The organism is Streptomyces sp. NBC_00988, assembly GCF_045162645.1.
In the GTDB taxonomy this organism is placed as follows: domain Bacteria; phylum Actinomycetota; class Actinomycetes; order Streptomycetales; family Streptomycetaceae; genus Streptomyces.
Map to the genome: position 1 here is coordinate 6308109 of NZ_CP108730.1, position 26019 is coordinate 6334127.

The 26019-nt window shown below is 67.5% G+C and carries 21 protein-coding genes; 11 read left to right on the top strand and 10 right to left on the bottom strand.

Features of this window, described 5'->3' with window-relative positions:
* Window positions 1–57 precede the first annotated feature (57 nt).
* Both OG496_RS28915 and OG496_RS28920 read left to right on the top strand, forming a co-directional pair.
* The gene (locus tag OG496_RS28915) at window positions 58–1335 is read left to right on the top strand and encodes an MFS transporter (protein ID WP_405972964.1); all 1278 of its coding nucleotides are present in this window, start codon (window positions 58–60) and stop codon (window positions 1333–1335) included.
* Between the two features lie 133 nt (window positions 1336–1468).
* Window positions 1469–2062, top strand: coding sequence for a hypothetical protein (locus OG496_RS28920; RefSeq protein WP_405972965.1), 594 nt, complete (start codon window positions 1469–1471; stop codon window positions 2060–2062).
* A 103-nt stretch (window positions 2063–2165) separates the two neighbouring features.
* Here the strand turns inward: OG496_RS28920 and OG496_RS28925 are convergent, their stop codons facing one another.
* Window positions 2166–3608, bottom strand: coding sequence for a CCA tRNA nucleotidyltransferase (locus OG496_RS28925; protein ID WP_366494804.1), 1443 nt, complete (start codon window positions 3606–3608; stop codon window positions 2166–2168).
* Window positions 3609–3866: 258 nt separating this feature from the next.
* Between OG496_RS28925 and OG496_RS28930 the strand changes: the two genes are divergently transcribed.
* The 7 genes from OG496_RS28930 (at window position 3867) to trxA (ending at window position 14195) form a co-directional block, all read left to right on the top strand.
* A complete protein-coding gene (locus OG496_RS28930; RefSeq protein WP_366494803.1) occupies window positions 3867–6266 on the top strand; it encodes a DUF6049 family protein in 2400 nt (799 codons plus the stop codon).
* Window positions 6267–6312: 46 nt separating this feature from the next.
* Window positions 6313–8550 (top strand): murein biosynthesis integral membrane protein MurJ, encoded by a 2238-nt coding sequence (gene murJ, locus OG496_RS28935; protein ID WP_405972966.1) that lies wholly within the window; start codon window positions 6313–6315, stop codon window positions 8548–8550.
* A 118-nt stretch (window positions 8551–8668) separates the two neighbouring features.
* A complete protein-coding gene (locus OG496_RS28940) occupies window positions 8669–10381 on the top strand; it encodes a protein kinase family protein (RefSeq protein ID WP_405972967.1) in 1713 nt (570 codons plus the stop codon).
* Window positions 10382–10997: 616 nt separating this feature from the next.
* On the top strand, window positions 10998–11717 hold the full coding sequence (gene sigM, locus OG496_RS28945; protein WP_405972968.1) for an RNA polymerase sigma factor SigM: 720 nt from the start codon (window positions 10998–11000) through the stop codon (window positions 11715–11717).
* Entirely contained in the window at window positions 11714–12676 is a 963-nt protein-coding gene (locus tag OG496_RS28950) for a hypothetical protein (protein WP_366494798.1), read from the top strand. Before sigM ends, OG496_RS28950 begins: the two co-directional genes overlap by 4 nt.
* 172 nt (window positions 12677–12848) lie before the next feature.
* On the top strand, window positions 12849–13817 hold the full coding sequence (gene trxB, locus OG496_RS28955) for a thioredoxin-disulfide reductase (protein ID WP_366494797.1): 969 nt from the start codon (window positions 12849–12851) through the stop codon (window positions 13815–13817).
* A gap of 42 nt (window positions 13818–13859) precedes the next feature.
* The gene (trxA, locus tag OG496_RS28960; protein WP_366494796.1) at window positions 13860–14195 is read left to right on the top strand and encodes a thioredoxin; all 336 of its coding nucleotides are present in this window, start codon (window positions 13860–13862) and stop codon (window positions 14193–14195) included.
* Window positions 14196–14264: 69 nt separating this feature from the next.
* Here the strand turns inward: trxA and OG496_RS28965 are convergent, their stop codons facing one another.
* The 9 genes from OG496_RS28965 to rpmH all read right to left on the bottom strand — a co-directional run bounded on the left by OG496_RS28965 (window position 14265) and on the right by rpmH (window position 21277).
* On the bottom strand, window positions 14265–14882 hold the full coding sequence (locus tag OG496_RS28965) for a GNAT family N-acetyltransferase (RefSeq protein WP_405972969.1): 618 nt from the start codon (window positions 14880–14882) through the stop codon (window positions 14265–14267).
* Between the two features lie 327 nt (window positions 14883–15209).
* Window positions 15210–16298: a ParB/RepB/Spo0J family partition protein gene (locus OG496_RS28970; RefSeq protein ID WP_366494794.1), complete on the bottom strand. Its 1089-nt coding sequence runs from the start codon at window positions 16296–16298 to the stop codon at window positions 15210–15212.
* Window positions 16295–17368, bottom strand: coding sequence for a ParA family protein (locus OG496_RS28975; protein ID WP_078532690.1), 1074 nt, complete (start codon window positions 17366–17368; stop codon window positions 16295–16297). Before OG496_RS28975 ends, OG496_RS28970 begins: the two co-directional genes overlap by 4 nt.
* 342 nt (window positions 17369–17710) lie before the next feature.
* Window positions 17711–18427 (bottom strand): 16S rRNA (guanine(527)-N(7))-methyltransferase RsmG, encoded by a 717-nt coding sequence (gene rsmG / locus OG496_RS28980; protein ID WP_019055150.1) that lies wholly within the window; start codon window positions 18425–18427, stop codon window positions 17711–17713.
* Window positions 18428–18562: 135 nt separating this feature from the next.
* On the bottom strand, window positions 18563–19075 hold the full coding sequence (locus OG496_RS28985; RefSeq protein ID WP_019055151.1) for a R3H domain-containing nucleic acid-binding protein: 513 nt from the start codon (window positions 19073–19075) through the stop codon (window positions 18563–18565).
* 16 nt (window positions 19076–19091) lie between these two features.
* Window positions 19092–20393: a membrane protein insertase YidC gene (gene yidC, locus OG496_RS28990; RefSeq protein ID WP_366494793.1), complete on the bottom strand. Its 1302-nt coding sequence runs from the start codon at window positions 20391–20393 to the stop codon at window positions 19092–19094.
* Between the two features lie 3 nt (window positions 20394–20396).
* Complete coding sequence (yidD, locus tag OG496_RS28995) at window positions 20397–20750, bottom strand: membrane protein insertion efficiency factor YidD (protein WP_033285733.1); 354 nt, start codon at window positions 20748–20750, stop codon at window positions 20397–20399.
* On the bottom strand, window positions 20747–21118 hold the full coding sequence (gene rnpA / locus OG496_RS29000) for a ribonuclease P protein component (RefSeq protein WP_078532680.1): 372 nt from the start codon (window positions 21116–21118) through the stop codon (window positions 20747–20749). Before rnpA ends, yidD begins: the two co-directional genes overlap by 4 nt.
* Window positions 21119–21139: 21 nt before the next feature.
* A complete protein-coding gene (gene rpmH, locus OG496_RS29005) occupies window positions 21140–21277 on the bottom strand; it encodes a 50S ribosomal protein L34 (protein ID WP_003967884.1) in 138 nt (45 codons plus the stop codon).
* Between the two features lie 398 nt (window positions 21278–21675).
* Here rpmH and dnaA point away from each other — a divergent pair, with 398 nt between their 5' ends.
* Window positions 21676–23604 (top strand): chromosomal replication initiator protein DnaA, encoded by a 1929-nt coding sequence (gene dnaA, locus OG496_RS29010; protein ID WP_405972970.1) that lies wholly within the window; start codon window positions 21676–21678, stop codon window positions 23602–23604.
* Window positions 23605–24751: 1147 nt separating this feature from the next.
* Entirely contained in the window at window positions 24752–25882 is a 1131-nt protein-coding gene (gene dnaN / locus OG496_RS29015) for a DNA polymerase III subunit beta (protein WP_019073352.1), read from the top strand.
* Window positions 25883–26019: the final 137 nt, after the last annotated feature.

Consider the following 26019-nt stretch of genomic DNA (forward strand, 5'->3'; position numbering starts at 1 on the left):
GTCGAGGGTCCCCGGGCATTCCGTCCGGGGACCCTCCTCGTATGTGAGGCTGTGCCCATGGCCGTCGTCCATGACCTGCGCATCCTCCTGCGCTTCCAGGGCTTCCGGCGCCTGCTCGCCGTACGACTCCTCTCCCAGGGCGCGGACGGCGTCTACCAGGTCGCGCTCGCCGCCTACGTCGTCTTCTCCCCGGAGAAACAGACCTCGGCCGGCGCGATCGCCTCCGCGATGGCGGTACTGCTCCTCCCGTACTCCCTGATCGGCCCCTTCGCCGGCGTCCTCCTGGACCGCTGGCGCCGCCGCCAGGCCTTCCTCTACGGCAACCTGCTGCGCGCCCTGTTGGCCGCGGTGACGGCCGTCCTGATGCTGAGCCATGTCCCGGACTGGCTCTTCTACATCTCCGCGCTCTGCGTCACCGCCGTCAACCGCTTCGTCCTCGCGGGCCTGTCCGCCGCCCTCCCGCGCGTGGTCGACGACGAACGACTGGTCGTCGCCAACTCCCTTTCCCCCACGGCCGGAACGCTGGCGGCGACGGTGGGCGGCGGCCTCGCCTTTCTGGTACGGCTCCTGGTCGCGGACACCGACGCCGCGGTGGTGCTGCTGGGAGCCGCCCTCTACCTGTGCGCGGCCCTCACGTCGTTGCGCATGGCCCCCGAACTCCTCGGCCCCGACCGCGCGTTGACCCGGCCCCGACTGGCGACGGCACTCGCCGGCACCGCCCGGGACCTGACAGCGGCGGTACGCCATCTCGCCGCGCCACAACGCAGAGAAGCGGTCTGGGCCCTCGTCGCGATGACGCTGATGCGCTTCTGCTACGGCGCCCTGACCGTCCTGCTGCTCATGCTCTGCCGCTACGCCCTCTCGTCGACCCCGGACGGCGGACTGCGCCTGCTGGGGCTGGCGTTGGGGGTGTCCGGCGCCGGCTTCTTCGTGGCGGCCGTGGTGACGCCCTGGGCCGCGGGACGACTCGGCCCCGGCCGCTGGATCGCGGTGTGCGCCGCGGGTGCCGCCCTCCTGGAACCGGCCCTCGGCCTCCCGTTCACCACCGCCCCCATGCTGGCGGCGGCCTTCGTCCTGGGCCTGACCACACAGGGCGCGAAGATCGCCACGGACACGATCGTGCAGTTCTCGGTCGACGACGGCTTCCGCGGCCGCATCTTCTCCGTCTACGACGTGCTCTTCAACGTCGCTTTCGTCGGCGCCGCAGCGATGGCCGCGCTGATGCTTCCCCCTGACGGCCGCTCGGCGGTGCTGGTGCTCACCGTGGCCGTCGTCTACGGAGCGGTTGCTGCGGCTATGGCCCACTTTGAGCGCCGGACAGTGTCACATCACTGATACGGAGCCGCTCCCGGCCATAGCGGTGTCAGTGGGGGCAGGTAGCTTACGGGCGTCTTATTTCGCATCATGCCGCACGCCAGACCATGGGTCCTGCCGTGTGCCATGCGTCCACGTTCCAGGGGGGACCCCAGTGACTACTCCGCCGCCTCAGAGCCCGAACCCGTACGCCCAGGGCCCGAATCCCTATACCCAGGACCAGCAGCCCTACGGCCAGCCTCAGACACCGGCGCCGTACCCGCCGCAGGCCCAGGCTCAGGCGCCCTACCCGCCGCAGGCCCAAGCGCCGTATCCGCCGCAAGGCGGCTACCCGCAGCAGCCCGGCCAGCCCGGCTTCCCGCCCCAGGGCGGGGCCCCGTACACTCCGGTCCCCCCGCAGCCGAAGCGCAAGTTCAGCCCCAAGATGATCCGCCTCGGCGTCATCATCCTGATCGCCGCCGGCGCGGCCATCTACGGTGTCATATCGAGCCAGGACGACGCCGACACCGCCAAGGTCGGCGACTGCATGCACCGCGGCAGCACCAGCGACACCAACCCGGACCTTGAGGTCGTGAAGTGCAGCGACTCGAAGGCCCAGTACACGGTGCTTGCCAAGATCAGCGGCAAGTACTCCGAGTCGGAGGCCGACGCCAAGTGCACAGCGGCCGCGAAGGACTTCCAGTACTCGTACACCGAGAGCGGTGACGGCAGTAACTTCCTGCTCTGCCTGAAGGACTACTCGAAGTAGGGCGAATACAGCGAGGGACGGTGTCTCATGTTTCACGTGAAACACCGCCCCTGATGCTGTCCGGGGTCATGTTTCACGTGAAACATGACCCCGTTCCGCGCCCTCAGCTCTCGGAGGCCCACCACTCCTTGAGCGCGGCCACCGCCGCCTCATGCTCCATCGGCCCGTTCTCCAGCCGCAGTTCCAGCAGGAACTTGTACGCACGGCCGATGACCGGCCCTGGTGTGACGCCCAGGACCTCCATGATCTGGTTGCCGTCGAGGTCGGGACGGATCGAGTCCAGCTCCTCCTGCTCCTGCAGCTGGGCGATGCGCTGCTCCAGACCGTCGTACGCCCGGGACAGCGCGGCGGCCCTGCGCTTGTTCCGCGTGGTGCAGTCCGACCGGGTCAGCTTGTGAAGGCGACCGAGGAGCGGGCCGGCATCACGGACGTAGCGGCGGACGGCCGAGTCGGTCCACTCGCCGGTGCCGTAGCCGTGGAAACGCAGGTGGAGTTCGACGAGACGGGAGACGTCCTTCACCAGGTCGTTGGAGTACTTGAGCGCCAGCATGCGCTTCTTGGTCATCTTCGCGCCGACCACCTCGTGGTGGTGGAACGAGACTCGGCCGTCGTTCTCGAAGCGGCGGGTGCGCGGCTTGCCGATGTCGTGCAGCAGGGCGGCCAGGCGGAGGATCAGGTCGGGGCCGTTCTCCTCCAGTTCGATCGCCTGCTCCAGAACGATCAGCGTGTGTTCGTAGACGTCCTTGTGCCGGTGGTGCTCGTCGCTCTCCAGACGGAGGGCGGGAAGCTCGGGCAGGACGTGGTCGGCGAGTCCGGTGTCGACCAGCAGGGCCAGTCCCTTGCGGGGGTGGGCGGAGAGGATCAGCTTGTTCAGCTCGTCCCGCACCCGCTCGGCCGAGACGATCTCGATCCGCCCGGACATCTCCGTCATCGCCGCGACGACCTCGGGAGCGACCTCGAAGTCGAGCTGGGCGGCGAACCGTGCAGCCCGCATCATCCGCAGGGGATCGTCCGAGAAGGACGCCTCGGGAGTACCCGGGGTCCGCAGCACCCGGGCCGCGAGGTCGGCGAGGCCGCCGTGCGGGTCGATGAACTCCTTCTCCGGGAGCGCGACAGCCATCGCGTTCACCGTGAAGTCGCGCCGGACGAGGTCCTCCTCGATCGAGTCGCCGTACGACACCTCGGGCTTGCGCGAGGTGCGGTCGTACGCCTCCGACCGGTAGGTGGTCACCTCGATCTGGTAGCCGTCCTTCTGCGCCCCCACGGTGCCGAAGGCGATCCCGACCTCCCACACGGCGTCCGCCCACGGCCGGACGATCCTCAGTACGTCCTCGGGGCGGGCGTCCGTCGTGAAGTCCAGGTCGTTGCCGAGCCGTTCGAGCAGCGCGTCCCGGACCGAGCCGCCGACCAGGGCGAGGGAGAACCCGGCCTCCTGGAAACGGCGGGCGAGGTCGTCGGCGACGGGAGCCACCCGCAGCAGCTCGCTCACCGCGCGGTGCTGTACCTGGCTCAGGGCACTGGGGTTGTCTTCGTTGGCGTTCGGCACAACAGAAAAGGGTACGTGGCCCCAGCCACCGCGAGCGCCTCTATTAAATGTGCACGGACACGTCCGCCGATACCCGCGCAAGCGCTGCCCTTGCGACGTACCCGAGTGCTCCCCTTTATACGGGCACATACGGGACGGTCCGCCGCTGTTCTCCGATCTTGTGGACCAGTCCGCGGCACTTCCCCTCAGCGCGCATCGTTACCATGCGTGGACGCACATTGCGACGACCACTGACGATGACGAGGGACGGGCGAGCGCGTGGCCGAGGCGGCAGACTTCCAGGGGACGTGTCCCTCACCTGCCCGCCGGTGGCTGCGGCGCACCGGCACACTGCTCGCCGGGGCGCCTCTGCTGGCCGGCCTCCTCCAGCTGTCCGCTGTCGCACCCGCCGGTGCGGCCGAGCAGACGTCCGCGAAGGCCGCCTCCGGCTCGCAGACGGTGTCCATCTCCCTGGACACGCTCAGCCCCAGCATCCCCACGGACGGGGACACCCTGACCGTCTCCGGGACGGTGACCAACAACGGCAAGCAGGCGGTCACCGACGCCCATGTGGGCCTGCGCCTGGGCCAGGCGCTGAGCACCCGTTCGGCGATCGACACCGTCGCCAAGCGCACCGACTTCATCCAGGGCGTCGACGGCTCGGAGGTCGGCGACAAGTACACCGAGCAGTTCTCCAAGCTCACTCCGGGCGTCGCAGAGCCCTTCACCCTCTCCGTGCCGGTCGACAAACTGGACCTCGGTGACGACGGCGTCTACCCGCTCGGTGTCTCGCTCTCCGGCCAGACCTCGGCGCAACCGTGGGAGCAGGTGCTGGGCATCCAGCGGACGTTCCTGCCGTGGCAGCCCGACGAGGCGGACACGAAGACGAAGACGACGTATCTGTGGCCGCTCGTCTCCGGCGTCCACATGACAGCGCAGACGGGTTCCAACGAGCAGCAGACGCCGGTCTTCCTCAACGACGACCTCGCCAAGGAGATCGCTCCGGGCGGTCGCCTCGACCAGATGCTGTCGCTGGGCAAGGATCTCGACGTCACCTGGGTGATCGACCCGGACCTGCTGGCCTCCGTCGACGCGATGACCCGCAGCTACAAGATCCAGGGAGACGGCGACACCACGACGACGGGCACCCACCAGGCGGTCGCCAAGGCGTGGCTCGCCGAGCTCCAGTCGGCGGTCGCGGACAAGGAAGTCGTCGCCCTCCCCTTCGCCGACCCGGACCTGGCGTCCCTCGCCCACAACGGCACCAGCGTCACCGGCTCCCTGAGTCACCTCAAGGACGCCACGGACGTCGCCGCGAGCACCGTGGAGACGGTGCTGCACGTGACGCCGAACACGGACTTCGCGTGGCCGGTGAACGGCGCCGTGGACCCGTCGATCATCAAGGTCGCCACGTCGGCCGGCGCCGACAAGGTGATCGCCCGCAGCGACAGCCTCCAGGAGACCGGCGGCCTGTCGTACACGCCCTCCGCGGCCCGCCCCATCGGCGGCGGCACGACGGCAGTGGTCGCGGACGCACGGCTCTCGACGGCGTTCGAGGGCGACCTGACGAAGGCCGGGGCCGCCACACTCGCCGAGCAGCAGTTCCTCGCCCAGAGCCTGGCGCTCGACCTGCAGACGGACAAGCAGCGCAGCGTCGTCGTCGCCCCGCAGCGCATGCCGACCGGGAGCCAGGCCCAGACGATGGCCGAGGCGCTGACGACCCTCCAGGGCAGCACCTGGTCCGCGTCGCAGGATCTCGCCGCGGCGGCCAAGGCCAAGCCCGACCCGAGCGCCACCACGAAGATCCCGTCGTCCTCCTCGTACCCCTCCTCGCTGCGGAGGCAGGAACTGCCGAAGTCGGCGTTCGAGCAGATCGCGGCCACCCAGGACAGGCTCGACAACTTCCGGGTGATCCTCACCGACGAGTCCCGGGTCGTGACCCCGTTCGGGCGGGCCATGAACCGTGAGATGTCCACGTCGTGGCGGGGACAGGCGGGCGAGGCGGCGAACTTCCGCCAGAGCGTGCTGGACTATCTCGACGACCTCACCAACCAGGTGAAGCTGATCGACAAGTCCGAGACCAAGCTCTCGGGCCGCAGCGCCACGATCCCCGTGACCGTGCAGAACAACCTGGTGCAGGGCGTCGGACACCTGGTCCTGCGCCTCACCTCGACGAGCCCCACGCGACTGAAGATCGGCGGCAAGGCCTACACGGAGCAGCAGGTCACGGTCAACGGCGGGCACAGCCAGTCCGTGAAGTTCACCACCTCGGCCAACGCCAACGGCAAGGTGACCGTGATCGCGCAGCTGTACACGGAGGACGGCCAGGAGTACGGCCAGGCCGTCAGCTTCGACGTGAAGGTCACCGAGGTCACGGCCACCGTCATGCTGGTCATCGGCGGCGGTGTCCTGCTGCTCGTCCTGGCCGGCTTCCGGATGTACACGCACCGCAAGCGCGCCGTCGCCCGCCAGGCCGAGGAGGGTCCCGACGGACCCGACGACGAAGCGGCGGGGGAGCCCGACGGCCCGGAGAACCCCGAAGGCCCCCAGGACCGTCTCAAGGAGGAGTCCGGCACTCCGTCCCGGGCAGACGACCCGGAGCACCCGAGTGACCCGACACCGGACACCGCACCGGAAAGCGCCGACCCGTCCGGCACGGGTGAGAGAGTGGACCGTTGAGCGATGTCGTGGCCGGTGGGCCCGGGGACGATGAGGTGGGGTAACCATGAACGCGCCGTACGACGGTGACCGCGGTCAGGGCGCGGGCGGCTCGGGCTACCCCGAGGGCCCGCCGCCCGAACACGGCCAGGTGCCGCCGCAGCCCCCCGCGGACATGTACCTCCAGGACGCCTACGACCAGGACCCCTACCGGGCGCAGGACCTCTCCGCCCAGGACCCGGTCGCCGAGGCGCTCTACGACCGCGCCGCCCACCCCCCGCCGCCTCCGGGCACGTACCAGCCGCAGCCCCCGCTCTACGCCCAGCCGCCCCAGTCCCCGTACGCCCCCGACCCCCGCGTCTGGGCACAGACCCCGGCGCCGGAGCCGGAGGGCCCGACCCAGTACCTGCCGTACGGCGACGACGCCCGGACGACCCAGTTCGTGGGCGTGGACGACCTGGTGTCGGGGGCCGGCGAGGAACACCACGAGCCGGACGCCTTTGCGCATCTCTTCCGGGACCAGGGCCAGGGCGGCGGACGTCCGCAGATGGACTCCCCGGCGGTCCCCGGCCCGTCCCCGGCACCACCCTCGGGCCCGGCGCCGATGTCCGACGCCACGATGCAGCTCACTCCTACGGCGCCGGCACCCGCGCCCGCGGCCGCTCCCAAGAAGGGCGGGAAGGCCTCCGGCCTGCTGAAGTCGAGCGCCGTGATGGCGGCGGGCACGATGGTCTCCCGCCTGACGGGCTTCGTCCGCTCCGCGCTGATCGTCGCGGCTCTCGGTGTCGGCATGCTCGGCGACACCTTCCAGGTCGCCTACCAGTTGCCGACGATGATCTACATCCTGACCGTGGGCGGTGGCCTCAACTCCGTCTTCGTGCCACAGCTCGTGCGTGCCATGAAGGAGGACGACGACGGCGGTGAGGCGTTCGCCAACCGGCTGCTGACCCTCGTCATGGTGGCGTTGGGCGCGCTCACCGCACTGGCGGTCTTCGCGGCACCCCTCCTGATCCGTCTGCTGTCCGACTCGGTGGCCAACGACCCGGCGGCCAACGAGGTGGGCGTCACCTTCGTCCGCTACTTCCTGCCCTCGATCTTCTTCATGGGCGTCCACGTCGTGATGGGCCAGATCCTGAACGCGCGCGGCAAGTTCGGCGCGATGATGTGGACACCGGTCCTCAACAACATCGTCATCATCGTGACGCTCGGCATGTTCATCTGGGTGTACGGAACCTCCGCGAACTCCGGCATGAAGGTCACGAACATCCCGCCGGAGGGCCAGCAACTGCTCGGCATCGGTGTGCTGCTCGGCCTGGTCGTCCAAGCGCTCGCGATGATCCCGTATCTGCGGGAGACCGGATTCCGGCTGCGGTTGCGCTTCGACTGGCGGGGACATGGCCTCGGCAAGGCCGCGACGCTCGCGAAGTGGACCGTCCTCTTCGTACTCGCCAACCAGGCCGGCGCGATCGTCGTGTCCCAACTGTCCACCGCTGCGGGCAAGTCCTCGCCCGTCGATGGCACCGGCTTCGCCGCCTACGCCAACGCACAGCTCATCTGGGGCCTGCCACAAGCGATCATCACCGTTTCTCTGATGGCCGCGCTGCTGCCGCGCATCTCGCGCTCAGCGGCGGAGGGTGACGGCGGAGCCGTCCGCGACGACATCTCCCAGGGTCTGCGCACGACCGCCGTCGCGATCGTGCCCATCGCCTTCGGTCTGCTCGCTCTGGGTATCCCGATGTGCACCCTGATCTTCGGCTCCTCGGGCATCAGTTCAGCAACCAACATGGGCTTCATGCTGATGGCCTTCGCCCTCGGCCTGATCCCTTACTCGGTGCAGTACGTCGTCCTGCGTGCCTTCTACGCCTACGAGGACACCCGGACGCCCTTCTACAACACCGTCATCGTGGCCGCGGTCAACGCGGGTGCCTCGGCGGTCTGTTACTTCGTGCTCCCGGCCCGCTGGGCCGTGGTGGGCATGGCGGCCTCGTACGGCCTCGCGTACGCGACCGGTGTCGGCGTCGCCTGGAACCGGCTGCGCAAGCGGCTGAACGGCGACCTGGACGGCGCTCGCGTGCTGCGGACGTACGCTCGGCTCAGCATCGCCTCCGTGCCGGCCGCACTGCTCAGTGGTGCGGCTTGCTACGGGATCGGTCATACGCTCGGCCAGGGGGTCGTCGGCTCGTTCGCCGCCCTCCTGGTGGGCGGTGCCGTACTGCTCGGAATCTTCTACGTCGCGGCCCGACGCATGCGCATCGAGGAGCTCAACTCCCTCGTGGGCATGGTGCGCGGGCGCTTGGGGCGTTGAGGCGGGGGCACACGCACAACCATCGTCCGCCGCTGTGTGTCGTGCATAGCGGCAGACTGTGGGCACAATTGGTTTCGGCGTCGGACAGCGTGCAACGGATGGGGAGGCAGGAGCGACGGTGGCGGAACGGAGCACGGCTGCCGTCGACGTGGCAGACAACAGCGGCGACGAGCCGCTGACCGCCAAGGCGGACCAGGCCACGGCCGACGGGGTGGCCCAGAAACCGGAGCGGGACACGGAGAGCGACAAGGCACAAGGGAGCGGCGGGATCGAGGAAACCGAGAAGGCCTCTCCTCCCGAACTGCACAGCGGTCACAAGCTCGCCAGACGCTATCGCCTCGAAGAGTGCGTCACCCGTCTGGACGGCTTCAGCAGTTGGCGCGCGGTGGACGAGAAACTCCGTCGTGCCGTCGGCGTCCACATCCTGCCCGCGGACCATGCGAGGGCCCGCTCTGTGCTGGCCGCAGCCCGTTCCTCGGCGCTGCTGGGTGATCCCCGCTTCGTCCAGGTCCTCGACGCCGTGGAGGAGAACGACCTCGTCTACGTCGTCCACGAATGGCTGCCCGACGCCACGGAACTGACGGCGCTTCTGGCGCCCGGCCCGCTGGAGGTGCACGACGCCTACCAGATGGTCAGTCAGATCGCCTCGGCCATGGCCGCCGCGCACCGCGAGGGCCTCGCCCATCTGCGCCTGAACCCGAACGCGGTGCTGCGCACCTCGTCCGGTCAGTGGCGCATCCGCGGTCTGGCCGTCAACGCCGCACTGCGCGGCATCAGTTCGGACACCCCGCAGCGCACGGACACGGAGGCGATCGGCGCCCTGCTGTACGCGGCGCTCACCCAGCGCTGGCCGTACGAGAGCGACGCCTACGGCCTGTCCGGGCTGCCCAAGGGCGTCGGTCTCATCGCCCCCGACCAGGTGCGCGCCGGTGTCCACCGAGGTCTGTCGGAGCTCGCCATGCGCGCGCTCGCCAACGACGGCGCCACGGCCTCCCGGCACGAGTCCGCGTGCACCACGCCGGAGGAGCTGGTGAAGGCGATCGGCGAGATGCCCCGCATCCGCCCGCCGGAGCCCGCGTTCACCGCACCGCCCGAGTACCAGCGCACGACGTACCAACAGGGCACGTACGGCCGCCCCGCACCGCATCCCGGCGCCACCCGGGCCGTACCGACCCCGCCTGCCCCACTGCAGAGCCGCACCGGCAAGGCCCTCAAGTGGGCTGTGTCCGCACTGCTGATCGCCGCGCTGGGCCTGGGCAGTTGGCAGCTCGCCGACGCGCTCATGGACCAGGGCAACAGCGACAACAGCAGCCCGACCGAGGGCACTCACGAGGGCACTGACAAGAAGCAACCCGCGAAGAGCGTCCCGCTCAAGATCGATGGCGCAACGGAATTCGCGCCGAGCGGGTCAGGCATAAAGGAAGACGAAGTCTCGCTTGCCGTCGACGGAAAAACGAGCACTTCTTGGATCACTCCGCAGTACAAGGGCTATCCGAATTTCGGCAACCTGCCGAATCGGAAAGATGGCAGCGGCATCATCGTGGACCTCGGGAGCGTCAAGACGGTAAATGGCTTCGATATCACCATGTATCGAAGTGGACAGACCGTCGAAGTACTCGCGGCATCTGGTGGAGGATCATCCGCCTCGGAGCTGTCAGATTTCTCCCAGCGCCTCACTCCGTTGACAGAGTCGAGCAAAGAGATAAAGGGATCACTGAAGAATCCCTTGCGCACACGATACATACTGATTCACATCACTGAACTGCCCACGGACGGCTCCACAGAACTTTTCCGAGGTGGTATTTCGGAGATTAATATCACCGGGTCCTGAGTCACGGCAAGACCTGTCGTGAACGTCGGTCGACGGAATTTTTGTACTTGCGAGTTTCCGCAAAATGTTTCCCGTGATCTGCGATGTAGCTTTTCTGCAAGCTGGTCTCAACATGCAGGAGAGTTGACAACACCTCGCTCCGCTGCTTACAGGTTACGTCTTCCTCAGCTATACGCTTCTCCTCGACGGTCGGCCTCGCATTCTGCCATTTGGGATCGTTGTTCACCTCCCACATGTCCTTGTAGTCACGCCCAAATCCTTTCATGCATGTGCTCCAATCGCTCATGGCTCTCCGCACCTCAGCATCTCGACTGGCCACGACAAAGGAATCCTCGTGGCACGAAAGCAGATACTGAAGAGCTGGCTTGAGCCCATCCTTTTTCATTGGTGACACTGCGCCGACTAGTTTTCATGTTCATGATAAGCAAGCCTGCCATCCTTTAGTAATCCCTTATCGACCACCTCACCATAAATGCAAATTTTCACATATCACCCTAAAACGGCACATGTAAATCCTTCGCCTCTTTCCTCGAAGGCATGTCACTGAATTCTCTCGTTTACATTCACCCAAAACTCTTATACGGTATATTCGCCGAGCGGAAGGAGGTGAGGGTGTTTGCCACTCAACCTCGACGGTGTTCCCGATGACGAACTCCTGGCCCGCCACGTCGCAGGGGACCCGGACGCCTTCGGTGAGCTCGTACGCCGGCATCGGGACCGGCTTTGGGCCGTGGCCCTGCGCACGCTGGGAGACCGCGAGGAGGCCGCTGACGCGGTCCAGGACGCCCTCGTCTCCGCCTACCGGGCCGCGCACACCTTCCGCGGCCAGTCGGCCGTCACGACCTGGCTGCACCGCATCACGGTGAACGCCTGCCTGGACCGCGCCCGCAAGGCCGCCTCCAGGAAAACGTCTCCGGTCGACGACACCGAGCGCCTGGAACAGCTCCTGGAACCGCACGAGTCGGCTTCGGCCCCCGCGGAGCGCAACGACCTGCACCGCCAACTACTGGAAGCCCTGGGGACCCTCCCGCCCGACCAGCGCGCCGCCCTCGTCCTCGTGGACATGCAGGGCTACCCCGTCGCGGAGGCCGCCCGCATGCTCGATGTGCCGACCGGCACGGTGAAGAGCCGCTGCGCCCGCGGAAGAGCCAGACTGCTGCCGCTGCTCACCCATCTACGGCCGGAAAGAGCCGGTGACGGCAAGGAACCGGGCGCTGGACGGAACCGGGCGCAGGGGACATCCGTCCCACCGGCAGCGGGATCTCGCGACGGAGGTCCCAAGGATGCAGGACCGAGCGATTCAGCTGCCGTGAAGGGCGGAGGTGGGCGAGCGTGACATCCACGACAGACACGGCCGGGCACCCGGACGTCGCGGAGATCTCCGACCTCACCGAGGGTCTTCTCCCGCCGTCCAGGGGTTCCGAGGTACGGCGGCATCTGGACGAGTGCGAGCTCTGTGCGGACGTCCACGACTCGCTGGAGGAGATCCGGGGTCTGCTGGGCAGCATGCCCGGCCCACCTCGCATGCCCGCCGAGATCGCGAGCCGTATCGACGCAGCCCTCGCCGCGGAGGCCCTACTGGGTTCCACCGCCCCCGAGTCCCTGGCTGCGCCGACGTTGGTGAGCGCGTCCCGAGCCACATCGGGCGAGGACAGCGAGCACACCGAGGCGCATGTTTCACGTGAAACATCGCTGACGGCCCGCCCATCAGGACACGCACACGCGGCAACCGGTCCCGGACGCAACAAGGAACGCAAGGAACGGACCCGCGGCGGACGTCGCGGGAGGATCGTCCTGGGAGCCGTGTTCACCGCGGCCGTTCTGGGAGCCGGCTCCCTGTTCATCCAGTCGCTGGGCGACCACACCTCGTCCGACACGGCTCACGGGAACCCGACCAGCTCTGCGGACACCTTCTCCAAGGGGAAGCTGGAGAGCGAGGTCTCGGGTCTCCTCTCCACCAAGTCGTCCACGAGTCAGGGCGCCAACAGTGAGAAGCCCTGGAACGTCGCTTCCGACCCCGGCGGCGCGGAGTCTTCCACCAAGACTCCCAAAACCCTGATCCAACCGTCCGGCTCCATCCCGGACTGCATCCGACAGGGCGTCGACCGTGGCAACACCGATGTCCTCGCTTTCAAGAAGGGCACCTACAACGGGACCGCCGCCTATCTCGTGGTGCTGCCCGACGCTTCCGACAACAGCCAAGTCACGGCCTACGTCGTCGACGCGGCCTGCGTGAGCAGCCAGACATCCACCCCTGGCAAGGTCCTTCTGACACGGTCGTTCCCGCATTCCTGACTGCGGGCCCCTCCTCTCCGTCCGTCGTGGCGATTCCCTGCCACGTGCCGTCTCCGTGTGCCCGGACACAGCGGGAATGCGGGCCCCGTAGGATCCGTTGGGTGGTGTGGAGGCTCCGACAGGGGACTCCCACCGGTCGTACTGACGCAGTCCAGAGACGAGGAACCAAGCCGTGAGCGACGTCCGAAACGTGATCATCATCGGCTCCGGGCCCGCCGGCTACACGGCGGCGCTCTACACCGCGCGCGCGTCGCTGAAGCCGCTGGTGTTCGAGGGTGCCGTCACCGCTGGTGGCGCGCTGATGAACACCACCGAAGTCGAGAACTTCCCGGGCTTCCAGGACGGCATCATGGGCCCCGAGCTCATGGACAACATGCGCGCCCAGGCCGAGCGCTTCGGTGCCGAGCTGATCCCGGACGACGTGGTCTCTGTCGACCTGACCGGTGAGATCAAGACCGTCACGGACACCTCGGGCACCGTGCACCAGGCGAAGGCCGTCATCGTCACCACCGGCTCTCAGCACCGCAAGCTGGGCCTGCCGAACGAGGACGCGCTCTCCGGCCGGGGTGTCTCCTGGTGTGCCACCTGTGACGGGTTCTTCTTCAAGGACCAGGACATCGCCGTCATCGGTGGTGGCGACACGGCGATGGAGGAGGCGACCTTCCTCTCCCGCTTCGCCAAGTCAGTGACGATCGTCCACCGCCGGGACAGCCTGCGCGCCTCCAAGGCGATGCAGGAACGCGCCTTCGCCGACCCGAAGATCAAGTTCGTCTGGGACAGCGAGGTCGCTGAGATCGAGGGCGACCCCAAGCTCGCCAGCCTCAAGCTGCGCAACCTGAAGTCCGGGGAACTCTCGGATCTGGCGGTGACTGGCCTGTTCATCGCGATCGGCCACGACCCCCGCACGGAGCTCTTCAAGGGCCAGCTCGACCTGGACGGGGAGGGCTACCTGAAGGTCGAGGCGCCCTCGACCCGCACCAACCTGACCGGTGTCTTCGGCGCCGGTGACGTCGTCGACCACACCTACCGCCAGGCGATCACCGCCGCCGGCACTGGCTGCTCTGCCGCTCTGGACACCGAGCATTTCCTTGCCGCCCTCGCGGACAAGGAGCAGGCAGAACCCGCGAAGACCACCGTCTGACCTCCATCCTCCCCACCGCACGATCAAGTTAAGGAGCCCGCCGTGGCCGGCACTCTGAAGAATGTGACCGACGATTCCTTCGACGAGGACGTCCTCAAGAGCGACAAGCCCGTCCTGGTGGACTTCTGGGCTTCCTGGTGCGGCCCGTGCCGCCAGATCGCTCCGTCCCTCGAAGCCATCGCCGCCGAGCACGGCGACGCCATCGAGATCGTCAAGCTCAACATCGACGAGAACCCGGCGACGGCCGCCCGGTACGGCGTCATGTCGATCCCGACCCTGAACGTCTACCAGGGTGGCGAGGTCGCCAAGACCATCGTCGGCGCCAAGCCGAAGGCCGCGATCCTTCGCGACCTCGACGAGTTCATCGCCAGCAAGTGATGTTTCACGTGAAACCGTGTTCCACGTGAAACACGAAGGGGCCGACTCTCCGGAGTCGGCCCCTTCGCTTTAGAGCGGTCGAAGCGCTGGTTCCTTCTGTACGGCTCCCAGCAACCGGTCGAGCGCCATCTCCACGTCTTCCTTCCAGGAGAGCGTCGTACGCAGCTCCAGCCTCAGCCGTGGATAGGCGGGATGCTGACGGACCGTCTTGAAGCCCACGGCGAGCAGATGGTCGGCGGGCAGGACGCAGGCGGCCTCTTTCGCATGGGCATCGCCGAAGGCCTCGATCGCCTTGAAGCCGCGTCGCAACAGATCCTTGGCCACCGTCTGCACCATGACCCGGCCCAGTCCCTGCCCCTGGTAGCCCGGCATGATGAACGACGTCATCAGCTGCACGGCATCCGGTGACACAGGGCTCGTGGGAAACGCTGTCGAGCGGGGGACGTAGGCCGGGGGCGCGTAGAGGACGAAACCCACCGGCACGTCATCGACATAGACAACGCGGCCGCAGGAGCCCCAGTCCAGGAGGACGGCGGAGATCCAGCCTTCCTTCTCCAGGGCCGCCGTGCCCGCCTTTACCGCGGCTTGTCCGCTGACGGGGTCCAGCTCCCAGAAGACGCACGACTGACAACGGTTGGGAATGTCCGGGAGGTTGTCCAGCGTGAGCGGTACGAGCCGACGCCCCATGAAGGCTGATCCTCGCTTCCTTCGCCCGCAGCGCCACGGGCGGCTGTCAGAGCGCTGCGTTCCCTGAGCAGACTGCCGACGAACCCGCCGACCGCCCCCAAGCCCAGACCCGCGCTCAGCAGTCCGGTGCGGCTCACCGTTCGCATGGCCCCCGCCTCCCCTAAGAGGTGCTGCCAGGTGGATGCGCCATACCCAAACGCATCGTATCGATGATGCGATTGCATCGATACCGACAGAAAGCAAAGAGCGGGCCGCGTTCCGGTACACACCGGACACGGCCCGCTCTGCTGGTCGGACGGACAGGACGCCCGCCATCGGCAGGACGACTCAGGCCTCGTCCTCCGAGTCGTCGTCCAGCAGACTCCGCTGCAGGACCGGACCCTCGCCCGGAGCCAGCGAACCGAGGATCCGCTCAAGGTCCTCCATCGAGGCGAACTCGACAGTGATCTTGCCCTTCTTCTGGCCCAGGTCGACCTTCACCCGGGTCTCGAAGCGATCCGAGAGACGCGTGGCGAGGTCGGACAGCGCCGGGGAGACCAGGGCGCCGGCCCGCGGTCCCTTGGAGCGCTGAGCGGTCTGGGGACGCGAACCCATCAGGGTCACGATCTCCTCGACGGCCCGCACGGAGAGCCCCTCGGCCACGATCCGGTGGGCCAGCCTGTCCTGCTCCTCCGAGTCGTCGACGGAGAGCAGTGCTCGGGCGTGGCCGGCGGAGAGGACTCCGGCGGCGACACGGCGCTGGACCGACGGCGAGAGCTTCAGCAGACGCAGGGTGTTGGAGACCTGCGGACGCGAACGTCCGATGCGGTCCGCCAGCTGGTCGTGCGTGCAGTTGAAGTCCTTGAGCAACTGGTCGTAGGCAGCCGCCTCTTCGAGCGGGTTCAGCTGGGCGCGGTGCAGGTTCTCCAGGAGGGCGTCCAGGAGAAGCTTCTCGTCGTCCGTGGCCCGCACGATCGCCGGGATCGCCTCTAGGCCAGCCTCACGGCAGGCCCGCCAGCGCCGCTCGCCCATGATGAGCTCGTAGCTCGTCGGGCCGATCTGCCGTACGACGACGGGCTGGAGGAGGCCGACCTCCTTGATGGAGGTGACCAGCTCTTGCAGCGCGTCCTCGTCGAAGACCTCACGCGGCTGGCGCGAGTTCGGCGTGATGTCGTCGAGGGGCAGCTCAGCAAAGTAGGCACCGACGGGCGCGGCCGGCGTCTGCAGGACGCCGTACGACGGGTCCTCTGTCTCGTAGGAGACCGGCGGCAGCGTGGTGACCTTCGCCGCGGCCACCCCCCGGTCGCCGGTGATGACCGGAACAGTCGTCGGGGAGGCGGACCCCATAGCAGCCGGAGCCACCGTCTTCTCCCCGGTCGGGGCTGCGGGGATCAGTGCGCCGAGCCCACGGCCCAAACCCCTCCGTCGCTCGCTCACTGAATGCCCTCCACCATGCTCTGGTCGCTCTGAGCGCCGATGTGCGCATGCGGTGCGTCGTAGCTGACGCCCACACCCTTCAGCGCGATTTCCCTTGCTGCCTCAAAGTAGGAGAGGGCACCGCTCGATCCGGGATCGTAGGTCAGTACCGTCTGCCCATAACTCGGCGCCTCGGAGATACGGACCGAGCGGGGAATGCTCGTCCGCAGCACCTCGTCGCCGAAGTGACTGCGCACCTCGTCCGCGACCTGGGACGCGAGACGCGTCCGACCGTCGTACATGGTGAGCAGGATGGTCGACACATGCAGGTTGGGGTTGAGGTGCCCCCGAACCAGGTCGACGTTGCGGAGCAACTGTCCGAGGCCTTCCAGTGCGTAGTACTCGCACTGGATCGGGATGAGAACCTCCGCGCCGGCGACCAACGCGTTGACCGTCAGCAGGCCGAGTGAGGGCGGACAGTCGATGAGGATGTAGTCCAGCGGCTGCTCGTAGGCCTGAATCGCCCGCTGCAGTCTGCTCTCTCTCGCCACCAGGGACACCAGCTCGATCTCCGCACCGGCGAGATCGATCGTGGCAGGGGCACAGAAGAGACCCTCGACATCGGGGACCGGCTGCACGACCTCGGAGAGAGGCCGGCTGTCGACCAACACGTCATAGATGGAAGGGACTTCCGCGTGGTGGTCGATCCCCAGTGCCGTGGACGCGTTGCCCTGTGGGTCGAGGTCGACCACCAGAACACGGGCACCGTGCAGTGCCAGCGAAGCGGCAAGATTGACGGTCGTCGTCGTCTTGCCCACCCCGCCCTTCTGGTTGGCGACGACCATGATGCGGGTCTGCTCAGGACGTGGCAGGCCCTCGCCGGCACGACCTAGGGCTTCCACCGCCAGTTGGGCAGCACGACCGATGGGAGTGTCGTCCATAGGGGGCGGTGTTTCACGTGAAACATCCTCCCCCATCGACTCGGTACGGGGACCGGGGACCGGATCGGTCATCGGTCCCGCGATGTTGGCGTCGGACCGCAAGGATTCACTCTCCTCGACTTCAGGCTCGCAATGAACAGAGCCTCCCATGTCTTCAGGGTCGTGAACCAGTGAGGCCTGTTGTTCTGTGGAGAATTCCACCTCTGTGGACAACTCCGTGCCCTCTCCGAGTGATCCGAGAGGCTTCCGGTCGCGGGGTTCGGCCGCGGCGCGGGTGCGACCGATGATGCCGTGTAGCAGTGAGCGACGTTTCACGTGAAACACGATGCACAGCCGCCGAGGCCGAACTGTCCGCGACACTCCGTCATGCGTAGGTTTGGCAGCTTGTGTGGAGTAAGTCTCGTCGTCACGACGGATCGGCGACACGCTTCACGCACTGACACCGCCGTACTTCCAGTGCTGAGACCGACCCGCCCCAGCACTGACACAGCCTCAACGACGCCGACGTGTACGCCCCGTACGAGCCGCCTTGGCCCGCTTCGCCGCGAAACGAACTCCGCCGGGGCTTTCTCCGACCTCGACACGCACCACCGTGGACAGCGGATCGACGATGCCTTCGCCGACATGCAGGATGGACGTCTCCACGGCTCCGAGCTTGCTGAGCACGGTCCCCGCACTCTTGAGCTCCTCCTCGGCCGTGTCCCCCTTGAGGGCGAGCATCTCGCCGTAGGGACGCAGCAGGGGGATACCCCAGGTCGCCAGTCGCTCCAGCGGAGCCACCGCCCGGGCCGTCACCACATGGACCGGCTGCAGTGTGCCCATGACCTCCTCGGCGCGCCCTCGCACGACGGTGACGTGGTCGAGGCCCAGGAGTTCGACGACCTCGGTGAGGAAGGTCGTACGGCGGAGCAGCGGTTCGAGGAGGGTGATCTTGATGTCCTCGCGGACCAGGGCCAGGGGAATGCCCGGGAGGCCGGCGCCGGAGCCGACATCGCAGACCGTCACTCCGTCCGGCACGACCTCCGAGAGGACCGCGCAGTTCAGCAGGTGCCGTTCCCACAGGCGGGGCACCTCACGTGGGCCGATCAGACCGCGCTGCACGCCAGCGTCGGCGAGCAGCTCGGCGTATCGGACCGCGTCCTCGAAGCGATCGCCGAACACCTCGCGCGCCTGCTCGGGCGCGGGGGGAAGCTCCGCTGCCTCCGTCACGGGGGACCGTCCTTCCGTACCGCAAAAGCGCATTGGGCGCTGACCACCAGGACCACCAGAACTACACGGCTATCAGGCTGACAAAGTTCGGCCCCGTCTGATCGACAGACGGGGCCGGTGGAACGTCGGGACCGATCAGGCGGGAAGCACGACGACGAAGCGCTGCGGCTCCTCGCCCTCCGACTCGCTGCGCAGTCCCGCGGCCTTGACCGCGTCGTGCACGACCTTGCGCTCGAACGGGGTCATCGGGTTCAGCTTCACCGGCTCGCCGGTGTTCTTCACGTCGGCCGCGGCCTTGGCACCCAGCTCGGAGAGCTCGGTGCGCTTCTTGGCACGGTAGCCCGCGATGTCCAGCATCAGCCGGCTGCGGTCCCCGGTCTCCCGGTGCACGGCCAGGCGGGTGAGCTCCTGGAGTGCTTCCAGCACCTCACCGTCACGGCCGACGAGCTTCTGGAGGTCACGGCCGCTGCTGTCGCTGATGATCGAGACAGCGGCGCGGTCGGCCTCGACATCCATGTCGATGTCGCCGTCGAGATCGGCGATGTCCAGCAGACCCTCAAGGTAGTCCGCCGCGATCTCGCCCTCCTGCTCCAGGCGGGACAGGGTGTCTGCACCCTCGGCAGCGGCGGAGGTGGTGCCTTCCGTCACGGGATGGACTCCTTCTTTACTTCTTGGACGGGGACTTGGGCCGCTGCGGACCCTTGCGCTGTCCGGACTGGGCCTTGCTGCGGGTACCGCCGGCCGGCTTCGGGGCGGGCTTCTTCGCGGCGGTGGCGGGCTTGGCGTCCTCGGGCTCGTCCGACTTGCTCAGCGAGGTCTTCGGCTCGTCGGCGTCGTCGTCCGCGTGCTCGGCGCTGTCGTCGGCCGCCTTCGCTGCGGCGGACTGGCGCTGGGCCTTGGTCTGCCGCTTGGGCTGCTGACGCCTGGGAGTGGCCGGGGTCGTCGTCGTACCGTCCTCGGACTCCACAGCCTCGCTCTCGCCCTTCGCCACGGTGCCGTCCGGCTGGGCCACGAGGCCCACCTTGGTGAGGCTGTTGATGAACTTGCGCTCGAACTCGTTGCGGTCACGGCCCTTGGAGACGATCGCCTTGACGATGGCCTTCTCGCCCCGGCTGCGGGTCTTCTCGTGGTGCGTGACGTGCTTGGTCAGGCGCTCCAGGTAAGCGGCCTGGGCCTTGGAACCCGGGGTCGGGTTGTTGTGGATGACGTACATCTGCTGGCCCATGGTCCACACGTTGGTGGTCAGCCAGTAGACGAGGACACCGACGGGGAAGTTGATGCCGAAGATGGCGAACATGACGGGGAAGACGTACATCAGCATCTTCTGCTGCTGCATGAACGGTGTCTTCACCGTGGTGTCGACGTTCTTCGTCATCAGCTGGCGCTGCGTGTAGAACTGCGACGCCGACATCATCACGATCATGATCGCGGTGACGACCCGGACGTCGGTCAGCGTGGCACCGAGCGCCTCGACCTTGCTGCTGCCGTCCGTGAACTTCGCGGCCAGCGGAGCACCGAAGATGTGCGCCTTACGCGCGCTGGCGAGCAGCGAGTCGTTGATGACGCCGATCGTCGAGCCCGTCGCGATGCCGTTGAGCACGTGGTACAGGGCGAAGAAGAACGGGGACTGCGCCAGGATGGGAAGGCACGAGGAGAGCGGGTTGGTACCCGACTCCTTGTACAGCTTCATCATCTCTTCGGACTGACGCTGCTTGTCGTTCTTGTAGCGTTCCTGGATCTTCTTCATCTCGGGCTGCAGGGTCTGCATGGCCCGGGTCGCCTTGATCTGCTTCACGAAGAGCGGGATCAGACAGATGCGGATCAGGATCACCAGGGACACGATGGACAGGCCCCAGGCCCAGCCCGTGTCGGGACCGAAAACCTTCCCGTACACCGAGTGGAACTGGACGATGACCCAAGAAACGGGTGTCGTGATGAAGCTGAAAAGACTGGCAATCGTGTCCACTAATCATGCTCCTTGGGCATGGGACGGTGTCTCTGCGGCCGGGCTCGAAGGACTCAGCCCTTCAGTGGCCGTTTCGGCGGCGGAGGTCCCGCCCTTGCGTGCGCGCCATGCGCCCCGCAGCATCTCGTGCCACCGCGGACGCTTGCGCGGTGGGACATGGTCCACACCGCCGAGCGACCACGGATTGCAGCGCAGGATGCGCCAGGCCGTGAGCGCTGTGCCCTTGATCGCGCCGTGCCGGTCTATGGCCGTGTAGCCGTAGTGGGAGCACGACGGGTAGTACTTGCAGACCGGCCCGAGCAAGGGACTGATCGTCCACTGGTAGAGCTTGATCAGCGCCAGTAGTGGGTACTTCATCGCGCGCCCCCTCCCAGCAGCCGCTGAACGGCGGCATCCAGGTCTTGGGCCAGCTGTGCATGGTCGGCGTCGCCCGCTCCGGGCAGCGCTCGTACGACTACCAGGCTACCGGGGGGAAACAGGGCGACTCGCTCGCGCATCAGATGACGGAGTCTGCGCTTCACCTTGTTGCGCACCACGGCGCCGCCCACCGCCTTGCTGACGACGAAACCCGCACGCGTCGGGGGAGCGCTCTCCCCTGGCGCGTGCGGGTCCGTTGCACCGCTACGAAAGTGGACGACGAGAAGCGGGCGGCCGGCCCGGCGACCCCGTCGTACCGCGGTCGCGAAGTCTTCGCGCCGCCTCAGCCGATGCTCGGTAGGCAGCACGACGTCATGACCTGATCGGGATCAGGCGGACAGGCTGCTGCGACCCTTGCCACGACGGTTCGCGAGAATCGCGCGACCGGCACGGGTACGCATCCGCAGGCGGAAGCCGTGGGTCTTGGCACGACGACGGTTGTTCGGCTGGAAGGTGCGCTTGCTCACGAGGGGGCTCCAGAAATAAATCGGTGGTGGCGGGTGCCGTCCTGGCTGTCACCGTGCGCCCACGAGTAGCTCGCAGTTACGCCCGAGTGCACCGCTTCCCGATCACCTAGAAGCGATCTGTGCCCATCGGAGGCAGGCGGCAGCAGCCATCGACAACTCGACCTGGTCACGGTACGCGGGGCTACGCCATCCGGTCAAACCAGCGGTCACGAGGAGACACTATCCACAGGCTGGGGACAACAACTTGAACCGCACCCGTCGCCCTGACTACCGTGGCTGGACTCCGATTCGTTCCTTTGTCCCCCGCCCCACACCTTTTTCCCGAGCGCCCCACCCGATGTACATCCCGTCCCGTCCGCGAACCACACGTTCGTGGGACCCGTGAGAGAGCGTGCCCTGTGGCTGACGTACCTGCCGATCTTGCCGCAGTGTGGCCACGAGTGCTGGAGCAACTTCTCGGTGAGGGGCGTGGGCAGGGTGTCGAGACCAAGGACGAGCACTGGATCCGGCGCTGCCAGCCCCTGGCACTCGTCGCCGACACAGCCTTGCTCGCCGTACCGAACGAGTTTGCGAAAGGCGTCCTCGAAGGCCGCCTCGCCCCGATCGTCAGCGAGACGCTGAGCCGCGAGTGCGGCCGGCCGATCCGCATCGCGATCACCGTCGACGACTCCGCCGGCGAGCCCCCCGGCCCGCCGGCACCCCCCGCGCAGCCCCAGCGCCGCTACGAGGAACCCGAGCAGAGCCGGGACCCCTACGAGGGCGGCTACGGCCGTCATCGCGCCGAGCCGCTCCCGGGCGGCCCCGGCGACCAGCTGCCCACCGCCCGCCCCGCCTATCCGTCGGAGTACCAGCGCCCCGAGCCGGGCGCCTGGCCGCGGCCGTCGCAGGACGACTACGGCTGGCAGCAGCAACGGCTCGGCTTCCCGGAGCGGGACCCGTACGCGTCACCGTCGCAGGACCAGTACGGCCCACCGTCCCAGGACCAGTACGGGGCACCGGCCAAGGACAAGTACGGCCCGCCGCAGGACTCGTACCAGCCGCAGCAGGACCAGTACGCGCCGCCGCAGCAGGAGTACCGCCCGCAGTCGATGGAGCGTCCGTCGTACGAGCAGCAGCGCGCCGAGTACGAACAGTCGCGGGCCGAGTACGAGAAGTCCCGCGAGCAGTACAACCAGCGCGACGCGCGCCGCGACCTGTCCGACTCGCACGCGCCGTCCAACTCCGGTCATGTGCACCGCAGCGGTCCGGGACCGCTGGGCTCGAAGCCCGCGCCGGCGGCCGGCCCCGGTGAGCCGACCGCGCGCCTGAACCCGAAGTACCTCTTCGACACGTTCGTCATCGGTGCCTCGAACCGTTTCGCGCACGCGGCCGCGGTCGCCGTCGCCGAGGCGCCCGCGAAGGCGTACAACCCCCTTTTCATCTATGGGGAGTCGGGGCTCGGCAAGACGCACCTGCTGCACGCGATCGGGCACTACGCGCGGAGCCTGTACCCCGGCACGCGCGTGCGGTACGTCAGCTCCGAGGAGTTCACCAACGAGTTCATCAACTCGATCCGCGACGGCAAGGGCGACAGCTTCCGCAAGCGGTACCGCGAGATGGACATCCTTCTTGTCGACGACATCCAGTTCCTCGCGGACAAGGAGTCGACGCAGGAGGAGTTCTTCCACACGTTCAACACGCTCCACAATGCGAACAAGCAGATCGTGCTCTCCAGCGACCGGCCGCCCAAGCAGCTGGTCACGCTGGAGGACCGGCTGCGGAACCGTTTCGAGTGGGGACTGATCACCGACGTCCAGCCGCCCGAGCTGGAGACCCGTATCGCCATCCTTCGTAAGAAGGCGGTGCAGGAGCAGCTCAACGCCCCGCCGGAGGTCCTGGAGTTCATCGCCTCCCGCATCTCGCGCAACATCCGCGAGCTGGAGGGGGCGCTGATCCGGGTGACGGCGTTCGCGTCGCTCAACCGGCAGCCCGTGGACCTGGGTCTCACCGAGATCGTCCTCAAGGACCTCATCCCGGGCGGCGAGGACTCGACGCCGGAGATCACCGCGACGGCGATCATGGGAGCGACCGCCGACTACTTCGGCATCACGGTCGAGGACCTGTGCGGCAGTTCGCGCGGCCGCCAGCTGGTCACGGCCCGCCAGATCGCCATGTACGTGTGCCGCGAACTGACCGACCTCTCCCTGCCGAAGATCGGCGCGCAGTTCGGCGGCCGCGACCACACGACGGTCATGCACGCCGACCGCAAGATCCGCGCGCTGATGGCCGAGCGCCGCTCGATCTACAACCAGGTCACGGAACTGACCAACCGCATCAAGAACGGCTGACAGCCGCGGAGTTACGACACCAGAGCTACGACGACGAAGGGCGCCCCGGGATCTCTCCCGGGGCGCCCTTCGTCGTGCCGGGAGACGGTCGGTACGGCGCCCGGAGACGACGGGGCGCTTCGGCGGGCGGCGGGAGAGGGCGGCGGGGGCCGTCGGAGGGGGTGTCGAGAGAGGGCGTCCCGGAAGTGTGCGGAGGCGTCAGAGGACGATCCCCAGCCGTTCATGGACCCCCTCCGGAGCCACTCAGGAGCCTCTCCGAAGCCGATCCGAAGCGGTCCGCGGCCGACCCTCAGCCCCTCCAGAGCCCCTCCAGAGCCGATCCGGCAGCCGATCGCCGTCGTTTCAAACCCGCGGACCGAGCCCCCGCTGTTCGAATACCCGCCGGGTTACGGCCGTCCTCCACAGATTCGGTGACTTTCTTCCGTCCACATCCTGGGGACTGTGAAGTTGTCCAGATCGTGTCCACAGGCGCTGCGGGTGAGGGACCATCAGACCAGGTCAAGTGCTTGTGGATTCGTGGACAAAAGATATCCACAGGCTGTGGAGAGATTCTTGCTCCCCAGCCTGTGGATCAAGTTGTCCACCGACAACCCACAGGCTGGGGCCGGTTGTCCCCAGCGATCACCAGCTTCTCCACACCGCTGTCCACTGTTCGGCAACGCAACGCGCCACCTCACCGTGTCGAGTGAAAGGCGTCACACGAAGGTGCCGGGTTGGGCTGTGGGAAAGGTGGGTAAAGCTGGGGACGGCGCTGGGGAGAAGTGGCCCTCGGCTGTGCATGGGGTGTGCAGAACTTTCCGTTCTCCACAGAAACCCGAGGTTGTCCACCGCCGTCGCCCACAGGGTCGGTGGACAAAATTCCCGCTCTGAGCTGCGAAAACGCGGTTATCCACGGTATCCACAGCCCCTACTACTACTAGCAACTAGAGAGAGCTGGGAATCCGGTTCGAAGTGGGGCCTGTGCACAACTCGCGCTTCGTCGCCCGACAGCCCCTCGTCACGACTTGACCCCGATAGGCACCTACTGTCAGTGCCGTGCGTCAGACTGTTCCCCGATGTCCTTCCCCTCACAGGGACCGACGACACCGAGACAGACGACGAAGCCAGGCAGGCCGAGAAGCGCCGGCAACAGCAGGAGGCGGCAACAGTGAAGATCCGGGTGGAACGCGACGTACTTGCGGAGGCAGTGGCCTGGGCGGCACGCAGCCTCCCGGCCCGTCCGCCGGCGCCGGTCCTCGCCGGCCTCCTGCTGAAGTCCGAGGAGGGACAGCTGAGCCTGTCCAGCTTCGACTACGAGGTCTCCGCGCGCGTGTCGGTCGACGCGGAGGTCGAGGAGGAGGGCACGGTCCTCGTCTCCGGCCGACTGCTCGCCGACATCTGCCGCGCCCTTCCCAACCGGCCGGTGGAGATTTCCACAGACGGTGTACGGGCGACGGTGGTCTGCGGCTCCTCCCGCTTCACCCTGCACACACTGCCTGTGGAGGAGTACCCGGCGCTGCCGCAGATGCCGGGCGCTACCGGCACGGTCCCCGGTGAGGTGTTCGCCTCGGCGGCCGCCCAGGTCGCCATCGCGGCAGGCCGTGACGACACGCTGCCCGTCCTCACCGGTGTGCGCATCGAGATCGAGGGCGACACGGTGACGCTGGCGTCCACCGACCGCTATCGCTTCGCGGTCCGCGAGTTCCTGTGGAAGCCGGAGAACCCGGAGGCGTCCGCGGTCGCCCTGGTGCCCGCCAAGACGCTCCTGGACACCGCCAAGGCCCTCACGAGCGGCGACAGCGTGATCCTGGCGCTGTCCGGTTCCGGCGCGGGAGAGGGCCTCATCGGCTTCGAGGGCGCCGGACGTCGTACGACGACCCGCCTCCTGGAGGGCGACCTCCCGAAGTACCGCTCGCTGTTCCCGACGGAGTTCAACTCCATCGCCGTGATCGAGACCGCCCCCTTCGTGGAGGCTGTCAAGCGCGTGGCCCTGGTCGCCGAGCGCAACACGCCGGTGCGGCTGAGCTTCGAGCAGGGCGTGCTGATCCTGGAGGCCGGTTCCAGCGACGACGCACAGGCTGTGGAGCGGGTCGACGCGAACCTTGAGGGTGACGACGTGTCGATCGCCTTCAACCCGACGTTCCTGCTGGACGGCCTGAGCGCCATCGACTCCCCGGTGGCCCAGCTGTCCTTCACGACGTCCACCAAGCCCGCGCTGCTCAGCGGCAAGCCGGCCCTGGACGCCGAGGCGGACGAGGCCTACAAGTACCTGATCATGCCGGTACGCCTCAGCGGCTGATCGGCGTCGACGGGAACACCGCAGGTCGGGGCATACGTCTGAGCGCGTATGCCCACAGGTGTGCATGACTGTCCGGGTTTAGGCTCGGACACAGGTACGCAAGTGCCTTCATGCCACGTCGCACCCTAAGGAACAAC

What these genes read in the sequence shown, in the direction of transcription:
- OG496_RS28915 (WP_405972964.1), top strand. Translation starts at nt 58, where the DNA reads ATGGCCGTCGTCCATGACCTGCGCATCCTCCTGCGCTTCCAGGGCTTC.
- murJ (WP_405972966.1), top strand. Translation starts at nt 6,313, where the DNA reads ATGAACGCGCCGTACGACGGTGACCGCGGTCAGGGCGCGGGCGGCTCG.
- OG496_RS28975 (WP_078532690.1), bottom strand. Translation starts at nt 17,368, where the DNA reads ATGGGAGGCTCTGTTCATTGCGAGCCTGAAGTCGAGGAGAGTGAATCC.
- yidD (WP_033285733.1), bottom strand. Translation starts at nt 20,750, where the DNA reads ATGAAGTACCCACTACTGGCGCTGATCAAGCTCTACCAGTGGACGATC.
- OG496_RS28965 (WP_405972969.1), bottom strand. Translation starts at nt 14,882, where the DNA reads ATGGGGCGTCGGCTCGTACCGCTCACGCTGGACAACCTCCCGGACATT.